General features: G+C 47.4%; 11 protein-coding genes. 10 read left to right on the top strand and 1 reads right to left on the bottom strand.

Features of this window, described 5'->3' with window-relative positions; genetic code table 11:
- Positions 1 to 2 precede the first annotated feature (2 nt).
- From speE to IEX81_RS11755, 4 genes are all read left to right on the top strand, one after another.
- Positions 3 to 860, top strand: coding sequence for a polyamine aminopropyltransferase (gene speE / locus IEX81_RS11770; RefSeq protein ID WP_188803549.1), 858 nt, complete (start codon positions 3 to 5; stop codon positions 858 to 860).
- Between the two features lie 107 nt (positions 861 to 967).
- A complete protein-coding gene (locus tag IEX81_RS11765) occupies positions 968 to 2,167 on the top strand; it encodes a saccharopine dehydrogenase family protein (protein WP_188803547.1) in 1,200 nt (399 codons plus the stop codon).
- A gap of 11 nt (positions 2,168 to 2,178) precedes the next feature.
- Positions 2,179 to 3,315 carry a carboxynorspermidine decarboxylase gene (gene nspC / locus IEX81_RS11760; RefSeq protein WP_188803545.1) on the top strand — a complete coding sequence of 379 codons (1,137 nt, stop codon included), beginning with the start codon at positions 2,179 to 2,181 and terminating at the stop codon, positions 3,313 to 3,315.
- Positions 3,316 to 3,879: 564 nt separating this feature from the next.
- Positions 3,880 to 4,152, top strand: coding sequence for a hypothetical protein (locus IEX81_RS11755; protein ID WP_188803543.1), 273 nt, complete (start codon positions 3,880 to 3,882; stop codon positions 4,150 to 4,152).
- Between the two features lie 26 nt (positions 4,153 to 4,178).
- Here IEX81_RS11755 and IEX81_RS11750 read toward each other — a convergent pair whose 3' ends face one another.
- Complete coding sequence (locus tag IEX81_RS11750; RefSeq protein WP_188803541.1) at positions 4,179 to 5,336, bottom strand: amidohydrolase; 1,158 nt, start codon at positions 5,334 to 5,336, stop codon at positions 4,179 to 4,181.
- A 352-nt stretch (positions 5,337 to 5,688) separates the two neighbouring features.
- Here IEX81_RS11750 and IEX81_RS11745 point away from each other — a divergent pair, with 352 nt between their 5' ends.
- The 6 genes from IEX81_RS11745 (at position 5,689) to pelG (ending at position 13,627) form a co-directional block, all read left to right on the top strand.
- Positions 5,689 to 6,618, top strand: coding sequence for an NAD-dependent epimerase/dehydratase family protein (locus IEX81_RS11745; protein ID WP_188803539.1), 930 nt, complete (start codon positions 5,689 to 5,691; stop codon positions 6,616 to 6,618).
- 169 nt (positions 6,619 to 6,787) lie between these two features.
- Positions 6,788 to 8,014: a nucleoside-diphosphate sugar epimerase gene (locus IEX81_RS11740; RefSeq protein WP_188803537.1), complete on the top strand. Its 1,227-nt coding sequence runs from the start codon at positions 6,788 to 6,790 to the stop codon at positions 8,012 to 8,014.
- Positions 8,011 to 8,934: a tetratricopeptide repeat protein gene (locus tag IEX81_RS11735; protein WP_188803535.1), complete on the top strand. Its 924-nt coding sequence runs from the start codon at positions 8,011 to 8,013 to the stop codon at positions 8,932 to 8,934. Before IEX81_RS11740 ends, IEX81_RS11735 begins: the two co-directional genes overlap by 4 nt.
- A complete protein-coding gene (locus IEX81_RS11730) occupies positions 8,918 to 10,750 on the top strand; it encodes a DUF2194 domain-containing protein (RefSeq protein ID WP_188803533.1) in 1,833 nt (610 codons plus the stop codon). The genes IEX81_RS11735 and IEX81_RS11730 overlap by 17 nt, the downstream gene beginning before the upstream one ends.
- Positions 10,751 to 10,752: 2 nt before the next feature.
- On the top strand, positions 10,753 to 12,210 hold the full coding sequence (gene pelF, locus IEX81_RS11725; RefSeq protein WP_188803531.1) for a GT4 family glycosyltransferase PelF: 1,458 nt from the start codon (positions 10,753 to 10,755) through the stop codon (positions 12,208 to 12,210).
- On the top strand, positions 12,173 to 13,627 hold the full coding sequence (gene pelG / locus IEX81_RS11720; protein WP_188803529.1) for an exopolysaccharide Pel transporter PelG: 1,455 nt from the start codon (positions 12,173 to 12,175) through the stop codon (positions 13,625 to 13,627). The genes pelF and pelG overlap by 38 nt, the downstream gene beginning before the upstream one ends.
- Positions 13,628 to 13,803 lie beyond the last annotated feature (176 nt).

Below are 13,803 nucleotides of genomic sequence, written 5' to 3'. Positions count from 1 at the left end.
GGGTGGAATTGTGGTTTACGGAAAAACACACGGAAAACGTCACCTTTTCAATTAAGGTTGACAGGCAGCTGTATTGCGGACGGAGTGATTTCCAGCGCATCGACATCTTCGAGTCCAAAGAATTCGGCCGCTTTCTGACGCTGGACGGTTACATGATGCTGACTGAAAAAGACGAGTTTATCTATCATGAAATGATTGTCCATGTCCCGATGGCTGTCCACCCCGCGGTGAAAAGAGTGCTCGTGATCGGCGGAGGCGACGGCGGAGCGGTACGTGAACTGGTCCGTTATCCCTCTATAGAACAGATCGATCTTGTGGAGATTGACCGACAGGTAGTGGACGTCTGCAGAAAGTATCTGCCGCAGACCGCGAGCAGGCTGGATGATCCGCGTGTCACGATCTACTATGAGGATGGATTGAAATTTGTTCGGACAAGGGAAAATGTGTATGATTTGATCATTGTGGATTCGACGGATCCGTTCGGTCCCGGAGAAGGACTCTTCACTAAAGAATTTTATGGAAACTGTTACAAAGCGCTGACCGCGGAAGGACTGATGGTCAACCAGCAGGAAAGTCCGTTCTATCCAGTGGACGCCATTGCGATGCAGCGGGCGCACAAACGGATTGTTGACTCTTTTCCAATCAGCCGGGTTTATCAGGCGCACATTCCGACATATCCGTCCGGACACTGGCTGTTCGGTTTTGCTTCGAAAAAGTATCACCCCGTCACGGATTTCAATGATTCGAAGTGGGAGACCCTCGGGCTGAAAACGAAATATTACAACACAAAAATTCACATCGGCGCATTTGCGCTGCCGAATTATGTTAAAAACCTGCTGGAAGAGGTGGAACCGGACTGATCTCTGTCGAGTTAGAGTACGAACAGCCCGGTTGTCCGTACAACCTGAGCGATCAGTCTTTCTTATTAAAATTAAACTTGAATTTTTAAATCACGGGGGGCGTAAATATGGGAAAAGCGTTGATTATCGGAGCTGGCGGTGTTGCAGGTGTAGTGGTTCACAAGTGCTGCCAGAACCCGGACGTTTTTGAAGAGATCTGCATAGCGAGCCGGACGGTTTCGAAATGCGAGGCGCTGAAGAAGAAACTGGATGGAGGAAAGACGAAAATTCAGACGGCTCAGGTAGATGCCAATAATGTATCCGAGCTGGTTACACTGATCGAACGTTTTCAGCCGGATATTGTGATTAACGTGGCTTTGCCCTATCAGGATCTGACGATTATGGACGCCTGCCTGGCGACAAAGGTTGACTACGTGGATACGGCGAATTATGAACCGGAGGATACGGCCAAATTTGAATACAAATGGCAGTGGGCCTACCGTGACCGCTTTAAAGAAGCCGGGATCACGGCACTGCTTGGTAGCGGGTTTGATCCGGGTGTTACCGGTGTTTTCTCCGCTTATGCCCAGAAGCATTATTTCGATGAAATACACACGATTGATATTCTCGATGCCAACGCGGGTGATCACGGTTATCCGTTTGCAACCAACTTCAATCCGGAAATCAATATTCGTGAAGTGACCGCAAAGGGCAGTTATTTTGAGAACGGCAAATTTATCGAAACCGACCCGATGTCGATTAAAAAAGTTTATGATTTTCCGCAAATCGGGCCAAAGGATATTTATCTGCTTCACCATGAGGAAATGGAGTCCCTGGCGATCAACATCAAGGGAATCAAAAAAATTCGATTCTGGATGACTTTTTCCCAGAACTATCTGACCCATCTTCAGGTTCTGCAGAACGTCGGCATGACATCGATTGAACCGATCAACTATGAAGGGCATCAGATTGTTCCGCTTCAGTTTCTCAAGGCGGTTCTGCCTGATCCAGCGTCTCTTGGACCGAGAACAAAGGGAAAGACAAACATCGGCTGTATTTTCCAGGGTGTAAAGAACGGAAAACCGGTCACTTATTACGTATACAACGTCTGTGATCATCAGGAATGCTACCGGGAAGTCGGATCGCAGGCGATCTCCTATACAACCGGCGTCCCGGCAATGATCGGTGCGGCCATGGTGTTGACTGGAAAATGGAAACGGCCGGGTGTCTTCAATATTGAAGAATTTGATCCGGATCCGTTTATGGATGCTTTGAACCGATTCGGTCTGCCGTGGCATGAAAGTTTCGTTCCTGAGCTGATTGATTGAGGGGGCGGCTGATGGACATCAATTTTAAGTCGGCGCCTTCGCCAAGCTATGTGGTGGATGAACGGCTGCTCGTTAAAAATCTTGAAATCCTGAAATCGATTCAGGAACGTACCGGTTGCCGGATCCTGCTTGCCCAGAAAGCTTTTTCTATGTTCTCGCTCTATCCGCTGATCGGCAAATATTTGAGCGGTGTAGCCTCAAGCTCCCTTTTTGAGGCGCGCCTCGGCCGTGAGAAAATGGGCAGAGAGGTCCATATTTACTCACCTGCTTATAATGAGAATGAATTCGATGAAATTCTGCGAGTCTCCGACCATATTGTTTTTAATTCGTTCAGCCAGTGGCGGAAGTTCAGGGAAAAAATCGGCAGCGCGCCAAAGAAAATAGAATGCGGCATCCGCGTCAATCCGGAGTACTCCGAAGTAGAAACGGGACTTTATGATCCTTGCGCCCCATATTCCCGCATGGGCGTGACGGAGGCCAATTTCAGACCGGAGGAACTGGATGGCATTGACGGACTGCATTTTCACACCTTGTGCGAGCAAAATTCGGACGCTTTGGAGCACACGCTTCAGGCCGTGGACCGAAAGTTCGGCAAGTACTTAAAAAAAATGAAGTGGATTAATTTTGGCGGCGGCCATCATATTACGAGACCGGACTATGACATCGAAACTTTGGTCCGCTGCATTCTTCTGATGAAAGAAAAGTACGGCCTTCAGGTTTATCTTGAGCCGGGCGAAGCAGTGGCGCTGAATACCGGTTATCTCGTTTCGACGGTACTGGATATCGTGGACAACGGGATGCAGATTGCTATTCTTGATACATCGGCAACCTGCCACATGCCCGACGTACTGGAGATGCCTTACCGCCCGGAAATCATCGGGGCCGGAAAACCGGGAGAGAAGGCGTGGACCTGCAGACTTGGCGGGCCGACCTGTTTGGCAGGTGATGTGATCGGCGACTACTCATTCGACGAACCGCTGAAAGTCGGCGACCGGCTGGTCTTTTGTGATATGGCCATTTATTCGATGGTCAAAAACAATACATTTAATGGTGTCGGTCTGCCCGCCATCGTTTCTTATAACGATACGGAAGGCCTGCGGACCGTCAGACAGTTCGGCTACGAAGACTTCAAAATGAGACTGTCATGAAGAGATGAAGATCCTGTCCCTCTAATTGAATAGATGACCAAACAAAAAGCGTTCGTCTGAGTTTAAGAGGAACGCTTTTTCAGTTCCGAAAATGAAATTCGGACAGCAGCGGCGCAGAAAGAGCTGACAAACTATGAAATGGATGAACTTTTTGTCATGTTGACTCAGTCGGGTTCCATTTGAATTTCGGAGCGGCTTTTGACTGCTTTGGTGCAACTGCTCATTTTTGGATCGACTTTTTTGTGATTCGGATCGACTTTTCAGCGTTTCGGATTAACTTTCAAAATTCGATCGGTCTGTTGCGTAATATCCATCTATCGCGTTGTCGTTCATTTCTTTATAGGATCGCCGGGGTTTTCCCCGGTAAGAATACAGGAAAAAGGTCCGGCGCGGCAAAGATCGTTTGTTTCTTGTTCATTACAGTTTTTCGCCCGACCCGCAGGCCCGACATCATGATAAGAATACTATATTATACAAAAACTTACGATAAATAACTGCTGCCCGTCCTTGAAACAACTTTTCGGGAGCAGTTGTGATGTTACTGTAAAAATGGGGGGATTTCTGATGAATCATTACGCCATGTATGAAGAGTACGATGGGAGACAGTCCCTGCCTGTAGAGATCAGCCGTCCGGCTCAGGTTGTTGTGGCGGAAACGATGCTGTCCGCGATTCAATCGTTTGCCCGTAAACACAAGCTTGAACTGGTCAGTTATGATGAACTTGCAGATAACACTATGCGTGCTTTTTTTCAGCAAAAACGCCTGTTCGGACAAACTGAAGAATTTATCTATTATGTTTGCCGGCAAGAAGAAGAGGCCGGTGAATCCGAAAGGTAAGTGATTCAAGGCAGGGGAACAGTAACTTAACTGTTCTTTATTTTTTTCAACAAGTCAACGGCCAGATTGGAAAAGAAACGGGCACTCGGGAGGATGGCGTCCTCATCAATGATTAAGTCCGGATGGTGAAGATCGGAGTTTCCCGATACGCCCATAAAGAAAAATGCCCCGGGAATGCTCTGCTGGTATTCAGCAAAATCTTCACCGATTGTTGTCGGTAAGGGTTCAATAACGTTCAGACCCGATTTCTCAGCAGTTTCTGCGGCCCATTTTGTGAGCTGTCCGTCGTTCTGTACAGAATGGCCCAGTTTAATAAATGTTAACGTTCCTTTGGCACCGAATGCCCGGGCAATGTCTTCAACGATGCTTTTCATTCTTACGGGTATGGCATTCCGTACATCTTCGCTGAACGTGCGTACGGTCCCTTCCAATTCGGCGGTTGCCGGAATAACATTCCATGTATTGCCCGCCTGAATCCGCGTGACACTGATCACGGCGTGGCTGAGCGGCGAGATATTCCGGCTGACGATCGTTTGTAGGGCGGTGACAATCTGGGTGGCGGCGACAATGGTGTCAACCCCCTTTTCAGGTGCCGCCCCATGGGTACCGGTTCCTTCAACCTTAATAATAAAGTGATCGACACTGGCCATCAGCGGACCCTGTTTTATTCCGATCGTCCCGGTTGGCAGATAAGGCATATTGTGCATCCCACAAATAGCTTGAACATCATGAAGGACACCCGTTTTTATGACCCGCACCGCACCGCTGCCGTTTTCTTCAGCAGGCTGGAAAATAATCTTGACTGTTCCTTCAAGCTCATCTTCCCGTTCTTTCAACAACAGCGCTGCGCCGAGAATTGACGCCATGTGGAAGTCGTGGCCGCATGCGTGCATTTTCCCCGGTATTTTGGATGCGTAAGGCAGTCCGGTTTCCTCCTGAATCGGCAGCGCATCAATATCCGAACGGAGCGCGATTGTTGGCCCCGGCTTTTTCCCTCCGATGACTGCAAGAACACCAGTTTCCAGAGGAAGACGGGCTCTTTCAATGCTTGCTTCCGCCAGCCATTTGTTCAGCAATTGCGTCGTTCCGAATTCCTCAAAGGCCAGCTCAGGATTTTCATGCAGCATTCGGCGACAGCCGATCAGTTTCTGCTCAAGTTTCTTTTCATTAACTGTTTTTATCATGTATTTTCTCCTCACCTTTGTTTCCTTCAGGCCGCCCGGAATGCATGAGATTCATCATGATACCGGCTCAACCGCTTTCGGGAACGGCCGGGGAACTTCCCTTTTTCCGGACTTTTTCGAACACGTTCTATAAAAATAGAATACACGATGTTCAGAACGCAAACAACCGGCATGATCGGTCATTTGGGTTCAGCACCCATTCAGATTAATTTTGATGAAAGGCGTTTATTTGTTTTTGTTCAGAAATGGTACAGGCAAAAACAGTATAATGCATTAAAGATAGATCGTAGAATCGGGAGAGTCTGCACATTCCATCAGAAAAGGAAAAAATTGCACGAAAGGGTGCGTTAACATGAAAATTCTCATTACCGGCGGTGCGGGATTTATTGGATCATCCATTCTTGATGAAGTCTTAAAAATGGGATGGAATCCGATCGTCATCGATAATCTGTCAACGGGGAAAATCAGTCACATTCCTGATGGCGTGCCTTTCTATCAACTTGACGTGAGGTCTCCGGAGATAAAGCGTGTATTCAAGGAACAAAAACCCGAAGCTGTCATCCATGAAGCGGCTCAAGTATCGGTGGGCTATTCAGAACAGTCCCCGTTTGCTGACGGCGATGCAAACATCATGGGCACCATAAATTTACTGCAGAATTGTGTTGAAAATCGCGTCTCCAAGTTCATCTGTGCGTCATCCGCCGCTGTCTACGGAGCAGGCGATCATGTTCCTTTGACAGAGGACTGCCCGCAAAAACCGATATCTTTTTACGGATTGTCCAAACATACTGCAGAACAGTATGTGCGGTTGTTCGGCAGCACGTTTGATTTGAACTTCACAATATTGCGCTATGCGAATGTGTACGGCATGAGACAGAACCATTCCAAAGAATCGGGAGTCATCAGCATTTTTGTCAACAGATTGATCCGGAAACGCCCTCTCGAAGTATACGGGGACGGCGAACAAACCAGGGATTTTGTGTTTGTACGCGACGTTGCAAAAGCCAATATTCAAGCTATACTTTATGGTGACCGTGATACATTTAATATTAGTACGAACTGTCCGATTACTTTAAACGAACTGATAGCCAGATTGAAGAAAACGGCCTGCCAGGCGGCGGAAGTGAGCCATCTCAATGCCAGAAACGGAGATATCCGGAACAGCTCGCTTTGCAATAAGAAGGCCAAGCGTTTATTAATGTGGGGTCCCGAAGTTGGTCTCGACCAGGGCCTGGCGGAAACGATCGATTATTATCGGGATCAGCTGGTAAATGTCAAATAGGGAAAAATTCCAGAAAGCGGACATTTACGGGAATAGCCAACAGCCAATCTTTATGGCGTTGAATGAAAGACAGGTCATGGATCTCGAAGCGGTCTGATAAACATGAGGATCTGTCCGGAAGAAAACCGTCTGTCTCGTCGATGAAGAATCGGAGAAAGGGGGATGCCTGATGTACTATAAACAGTCTAATCGTATTCTGAAAATCACAGAACCGACGTTAAGCTTTCTGTTTCTCGGTCTGCTGGCCTTTTTTTCTCATATTGTGTCTCCTACATATGAATATATGCTTTTGGTTTTTCTTGTCATGATTTTTTCTAATCGATACGGGATTTATATTGCCTTTCTATCATTAGCCGAGTCGATTGTTTATACATTGGTTGCCGGGTACGTCAGAGGTCTCCCGATTCCCACTTTTTTTTATTCACTGGATCAATGGGGCCGGTGGCTTTTTCTGTTCCTTGTCGCTGTTTGCTGCGGCGCATTCAGCACCGGTCAACGCGAGAGATACGAAGATGCGCATCATATCAATGATGAACTGCTCTCTGAAAACGAGCAGCTGAAGGAGACTGTCGGCGAACTGAATGAAACAAGATTGAAATTGAAAGAAAAAGTTCTTGAGTCTGATAATCAGTTGTCAAAAATTTTTCACATTTTTAAAGCTTTGAACCACGAACAGCCGGAAATTGTCCTTGATGCCGGACTCAGCGTCGTCAGGGAATACCTTAATGCTAAAAAAACGGGCATTTATTATGTCGGCAATTCCGGTAAAACGCTGAGGCTCAAACTGAGTTCGGAACATGACACGACTGTACTGCCTCAAACCATCTTCGTGGAAAGCGCGCCAAATGTCATCCGCCTGGCTCTTGAAAAGGAAAGCGCCCTGTTCAGGACGCGGGAAGATCCGGAGAATGCCCCTGTTCTTGTCGGTCCGGTCGTCTTTAAGAATGAGGTCAGGTATTTGATTGTCCTCAATGAAATTGAATTTGCGGATGTCAGTTCACAAAATTTCGAGCTGTTTGTCTGGTTATTAAAATGGATGGGCGACCGATTGGAGAACGCCGTTGATCTTTACCAGGCCAATATCGACAATCGAAAGTTTGCGGGCACGGATATCTTTATTGCTTCAGAATTTAAGCATCTCTTAAAGATTGAGAAAGAGCGAAAACGGGTCCTTAATTATCCTTATGTTTATTTCGAACTGCCGATAGCCGAACAGGATCTGCGGACCGTGGATCCCGTTTTAAAAACTCAGCTGCGCGAGATCGATTATGTCGGATACGATATGGAGCGCTACTCGATCATGATCCTGCTTCCCGGAACAGATGAAAAATATAAGCCGCTCATTGAAAAACGTTTAAGTGACGCGTTGTCAGGCAAAATCGGGGTGATCGAATGATTGCCGTTCTGGCTATCCTGTTCTTTTATATCGTGCTGTCTTCTTTTTTATTCACACTTCTCAGGAAAAGGGCTCCGGTCGAGAAGAAGGGGCTGTACGCCTATTTATTGACGATTTCGCTGATTTGCCCGCCAGCCGGTCTTCCCATGGCCGTGATGCTGATTTTACTTCAGAAAAGAAAAAACAGGGCGGGATGGATCGATGACTATTCAAAATATGTCACTTTCGATCCAGTCAATTACGAAGATCTGAGGACGGAGGCAAGGGAGGACCGTGAACTGGTTCCTTTCAGCTCAGGACTGAATCTCGACAATCCTGATTTGCAGAAAAAACTGATCGTTCAGCTCGGTTCTCATGGAATAGCCAATGAAGGCGTGCTGCTGAGGAAGGCCATGAATCTGAATGATACGGAAACGGTTCATTACGCGGCTACTACCATCAATGTGTTGAATGACCGCTACCGGAAACAGGTGGACGAGACGAAAAGACGATTTACGGATCACTACAGACTGGACGATGCGGAGAAACTGGCAGACCTTTATTTCCATTATCTCTTGAGCGGTATTCTTTTGTCGGGACAGGAGAAGGACCTAATCGATGAGTGCATTCACTTTCTGATCCACGCCGTTCATTTATTTCCGAATGCTCCGGCCTTTCAGTATCGTCTCGGTTCTCTTTACCTGAGAACCGGAGATTTGGATCGAGCAGAACGGCGGTTCCTGAAGCTGACCGAAAGCGATCCGTCAAAATATTACGGATATACAGGGCTTCTTGAGATTTATTATATGAATAACCGCTGGGCCAAGTTTTATACGGTGGTTGATCAGATCGCCCGGAATGTGAAATTTGACCGGCTTCCGGAAAAGTACCGGTGGATGATTCGGCGATTGGGAGGGGTGAAAAGTGAAACGAACATCTAAAATGATGATCCCGATCATGGGCGTTATCCTTTTTGCCTTGATCACCTCGGTCCTTTATTTTCGCTCCGACACTTTTTACAGACTATTCGGGTACGGACAGCCTGTCCAGAAAAGTTCAGTTCATACGCTGACCAGCGGTGAAAGGACGAGCCCGGGGCAGAGTATAAACCTATATTACGTCTCGACGAATGACCTTCTGGGGAGAGAAGTTGCGGACAATACACAAAAGGCGATGGACTATGCAAAAATTCATTATAAGGTCATCAAGCTGGAGGCCATCGGTTCAATCAAAGCCGATCCTTATAACGGAATCATTTTGTCCGGAGAGAATCAGGCCCTGTTTCCGAGGACGGCTCTCGAGAACTTTGTCAAGGGCGGCGGGAGGCTGATCGCAGCCAACCGTTTTTATGTCACTAAAGACTGGTTTTCTCTATTTGGCATGACGGCGGTCAATGGATTCACAGATGTAACGGGTTTCCATTTCAACAAAACGCTGTTCCCGGGTTACCCGAATATTCCGGCGTCATCCAGGCTTTTCAACCATAGTTCATTAGCTGTAAAATTAAATCCCGATACAACCGAGCCGTTAGTTACGGCAGAAAATTTACCCGTTTTATGGACCAACCGTTTCGGACGGGGGAAGGTGCTGTTCTGGAACACGTCAGCGTTGAATGACAAAACGTCGCGGGGCCTGTTTGATCAGGCGCTCGGAAAAGTCTTTCCCGCCTTTGTTTCCGGCCAGCTCGGTGCCCAGACTATGTATATTGACGACTTTCCGGCCCCCGCCCCCGATACGACAACGGATAAGATCACAGGCTATCCGATAACCGTCCGGAATTTCTATCAGAACGTTTGGTGGCCCGCTATGAAAAAAATAGCGGCGGATAACCATATCAAGTTTACAACTGTTGCCATCGGAATCTATCAAAAGATTATGGGTCCCCCGTTTCCCGATTTATCAAACAGCGACCGCAACTTCTACATATACTTCGGCTGGGAAAATTTGTCTATGGGCGGTGAACTGGGCATCCATGGGTTCAACCACCAGCCGCTGCTGCTTGCGGGCGACCCGACCGATAAAACACTGGGCTATTCAAGCTGGCATAATGAATCGGATATGGTGCAGTCGCTTGTTCAATTACAGAAACTGGTTCATCAATATTTTCCGGAAAATCAGATTAATGTCTATGTGCCGCCTTCCGATATGCTGAATGCGACGGGGCTGGATGCCATAAGCAAAGCGGCCCCGACGGTGAAAACGGTCGCTTCCTCATATCTGGGATCGACCTCTGAAGGCAGCTATGTCACTGAATTCGGCTATGACAGGCAGCATCCTAATATTTTCTTATATCCCCGTGTGACAAGCGGGTATTCTCTCAGTGTGGACGACTGGTTCTCCCTGGCCGATGCAGTCGCCAATTTCGGCGTTGTCTCGCATTTTGTGCATCCAGATGACGTGCTGGATCCTCAGCGTTCGGGAAACCAGAAGTGGTCTCAGCTGTCCCGTGAATATGATGGCATTATCACAAAGGTGCGGACGTCGTACCCGCAGATAACAAGTGTGACTCAGAGCGAAGCGACCCGTATGATGAAGGATTATTTTAAGGGAGATATAATAACGACCTATGAAAATCATGCGATTCATATCGCTTTTAAAGGAATCCCCGCTCAATCTTCTGTTATCGTTCATGTTGAAGAGGGGAAAAAACTGGATGTCGGAAGGTTTTCATTTGGAAGAGTGATAAAACTGGGCAGTCAATTGTATGATGTCGAGCTCTCCAAACCTCAGGCAACCCTTCCGATCAGGGAGGGATAAAGATGAAAATTGGCCTCGTGGCTGAAGGAAGTTATCCGTATGTCAGCGGAGGCGTGGCAAACTGGGTCCATATGATCATTCAAAAATTTCCTGAACATGATTTCACGATCATAGCCGTTGTTCCGACACCGAAAACGGAAAAAGACTACCAATATGAACTTCCTTCAAATGTCATCGATATTATGACGATTCCGCTGCAATCGGCTGCATTCAGGGAACCATTCAAGACGTCGCTATCGGAAGAAGAATTAAAAATGATCAAGGACTGGTTTTCTTTTCGTACGGTCGGCCCTGAAGCCCTAAAAATAATTGGAGACAAAAAGAAACTGGGATCGGCCGAGATTTTTCTTCGAAGCAGCGATTTTTATCAAATTGTCCGGGAGAGTTATCGGCAGGAAAACAGCAGCGGATCGTTTTCCGACTATTTATGGATGTGCCGCTCGCTTTTTCTCCCGGTTATCCGGCTTCTGCAGGTCAAATTTCTGAAACTCGATCTGATCCATTCCGTTTCCACCGGATACGGCGGCCTGCTCGCGTCGTCGATCAGCGCCCGCCAGAACATTCCGTTCCTTTTAACGGAACACGGTATTTATTCGCGTGAGAGGGAAGAGGAAATTCTTCAGACGGACTGGATCCCGGCTGAATATAAGCAGCGATGGATTACGTTCTTTCATCACCTTTCACGTCAGGCGTATATGCAGGCAAGGGACGTGGTTACATTGTTCGGCAGAAACAGTGAGTATCAGCGGGAATTAGGGGCGCCTCCCGAGAAGCTGAAGATCATTCCGAACGGGATCGAACTCAAAGATTATGGAACCGTCCGGGAAATAAGGAAAAGGCAGGCAAAGCGAAAGGAAAAACTGATGATTACCGCTGTCATCCGTATCGTTCCGATAAAAGACGTGAAAACGATGATCTACAGCGCAAAAATATTGGCGGACAGGGGCCTCGCCTTTGCGTTCTTTTTGCTGGGGCCGGATTCAGAGGAACCGGAATATGCCGCTGAATGCCGGGACCTGATCACTCGGCTGCATCTGGACGGTTCCGTTTTTATGGAAGGGAAAGTGGATATTAAACATTATTTGACACAGACAGATGTCCTTGTCTTAACGAGCATTTCCGAGGGACAGCCTCTGGCGGTGCTTGAGGGAATGGCGGCCGGTATTCCCTGGATTGTCACCGACGTCGGAGCTTGCCGGGAACTGGTGCGCGGATCCGGAGAAGACGGCATCGGTCCGTGCGGTTTTGTCGTGCCGCCCGTTTCACCCGAACGGGTTGCCGATTATTTGCAATGGTACGCTGAACATGAAGAAGAAAGCCGGGCCATGGGCGAAGACGGTTACCGGAGAGCTGAGAAATATTATCAGCTCTCCGGCACAATAGACAGTTACAGAAAGTTATACGCGGATGGGGGGAAAGAAGATGGCGGGAATCGGATTTCGGCTGCAAAAATTATTTGAACAGGATTATTTTTCAGCAAGATCCAGGGCTTACGGCTATTCTCTGTTTGTAACCGCCGGCCCCTGGCTTGTCGTCATCGCGGTGATCACGGCCGTTCACTATCTGACGGGCTTCTTTTATTCGATCTCTTTCAATGAGCAGCAATTATTTACGGTATCGGTCTCCTATTGTTTTATTTTCTCCCAGATTATTTACGGTATGATTCAGCTGCCCGTCACCCGGTATATTGCCGACCGGTTATACGAGAAACAGATTGACCGCGTTTTTCCATCGCTGCTGGGTGTTATAAAAATTGTCCTGGTTTTGGCCTCAGTCCTTTGGGCGCTGTTTGCCTTTCTGACTCCGCTGCCTTTTTACTATGATCTTCTGCTGCTTGTTTTGTTTTTTTCGCTTTGCGTGATTTGGATTCAGACTGTTTACTTAACATCGGCAAAAGATTATCAATCTATTACTCTGGCATTTCTCGCAGGAGGAGGGGTTTCGGCGGCCGGAATCATTGCCGTCGTTTTTTTTCATCCCGCTGTTTATTTTCAACACGCACAGGCATTTTTGCTCTTGGCCTGCTTTACACTGGGGATGACCGTGACTCTTTTTTTCCTAAGCACCGTCCTGGTGCGCATGTTTCCTTCTTATAAAGAAACAGGGCAGTTTACCTTTCTGTCTTCATTTGATCGTTATCCCGAACTGTTCTGGAGCGGGCTGTTTTATAACGCAGGAATCTGGGTCTGTAACTTTATTATTTGGTTCGGGGAAGGGCATCGTGTCGTCGAAAACAGTTTTCTTTATAATCCCATTTATGACAGTGCCGTTTTTTGGGCTTATCTGACTATCACGCCCATCTATGTTTTTTTCACGGTTTCCATAGAGACGAGGTTTTATGAACGTTATAAAAAATTTCTTGGAGCCGTCAATCATGGCGGAACGCTTAATCAGATTGATGAATTGAAGACGGCGATGAATGTCACGCTCCGTCAGGAAATCAGCCGCATGATTCGATCGCAGGGCATCTTCTCTCTGATCGTTATTTTTACAGCCTGGATAGTTATGTCTCAATATTCTCAGCAGACCGTGCAGCTTTCGATTTTTCAGCTCGCCGCGATCGGAGCATTTTCAAACGGCATGGTGCTGGTCTGTATGCTTCTTCTCCTTTATTTCGAGGATCGGTCGGGTGCCTTGCGCACGGCTTTTTTGCTTTTTGCCGCTCATACGCTATTAACACTGTCCCTTTTTCCGCTCGGGCTGAACGGCTACGGTATCAGTTTCGCAGTAGGTTCGGGGATCGCGTTTCTTTATAGCCTTTACCGTCTGTTTGACTATACCGGGGATATTGATTTTTACCTGTTTTGTCCAGACAGCCGGAAGAGCGGCCGGCATTTTTTCACAATGCTCGGAGAAAGACTGAACCGTTTTGTCTGATTGAAAAGGGGAAGAGTCAAGTCAGGATTCAAAGGAACGGATCAATCCATAGATTTTTATTGAAATGACAAAAAGGCCGGCTCCTGCCAGAAAATGGGAAACCGGCTTTTTTATGATGCCGCGGATTTCGCAAGAACGGGGGATAGCCTTAATCTTAACTTTCGGAACCTGCGGTC

Origin of the sequence: Sporolactobacillus putidus, assembly GCF_014647035.1 — a bacterium.
Lineage (GTDB): Bacteria > Bacillota > Bacilli > Bacillales > Sporolactobacillaceae > Sporolactobacillus > Sporolactobacillus putidus.
The sequence above is the reverse complement of the archived record's forward strand: the minus strand, read 5'-3'. Positions and strand labels throughout refer to the sequence as shown.

Bases quoted from the DNA above. Each gene is read 5' to 3' on its own strand.
- pelG (WP_188803529.1), top strand. From the start codon at position 12,173: ATGGCGGGAATCGGATTTCGGCTGCAAAAATTATTTGAACAGGATTAT.
- pelF (WP_188803531.1), top strand. From the start codon at position 10,753: ATGAAAATTGGCCTCGTGGCTGAAGGAAGTTATCCGTATGTCAGCGGA.
- IEX81_RS11745 (WP_188803539.1), top strand. From the start codon at position 5,689: ATGAAAATTCTCATTACCGGCGGTGCGGGATTTATTGGATCATCCATT.
- IEX81_RS11750 (WP_188803541.1), bottom strand. From the start codon at position 5,336: ATGATAAAAACAGTTAATGAAAAGAAACTTGAGCAGAAACTGATCGGC.
- IEX81_RS11740 (WP_188803537.1), top strand. From the start codon at position 6,788: ATGTACTATAAACAGTCTAATCGTATTCTGAAAATCACAGAACCGACG.
- IEX81_RS11735 (WP_188803535.1), top strand. From the start codon at position 8,011: ATGATTGCCGTTCTGGCTATCCTGTTCTTTTATATCGTGCTGTCTTCT.
- IEX81_RS11765 (WP_188803547.1), top strand. From the start codon at position 968: ATGGGAAAAGCGTTGATTATCGGAGCTGGCGGTGTTGCAGGTGTAGTG.
- IEX81_RS11755 (WP_188803543.1), top strand. From the start codon at position 3,880: ATGAATCATTACGCCATGTATGAAGAGTACGATGGGAGACAGTCCCTG.
- nspC (WP_188803545.1), top strand. From the start codon at position 2,179: ATGGACATCAATTTTAAGTCGGCGCCTTCGCCAAGCTATGTGGTGGAT.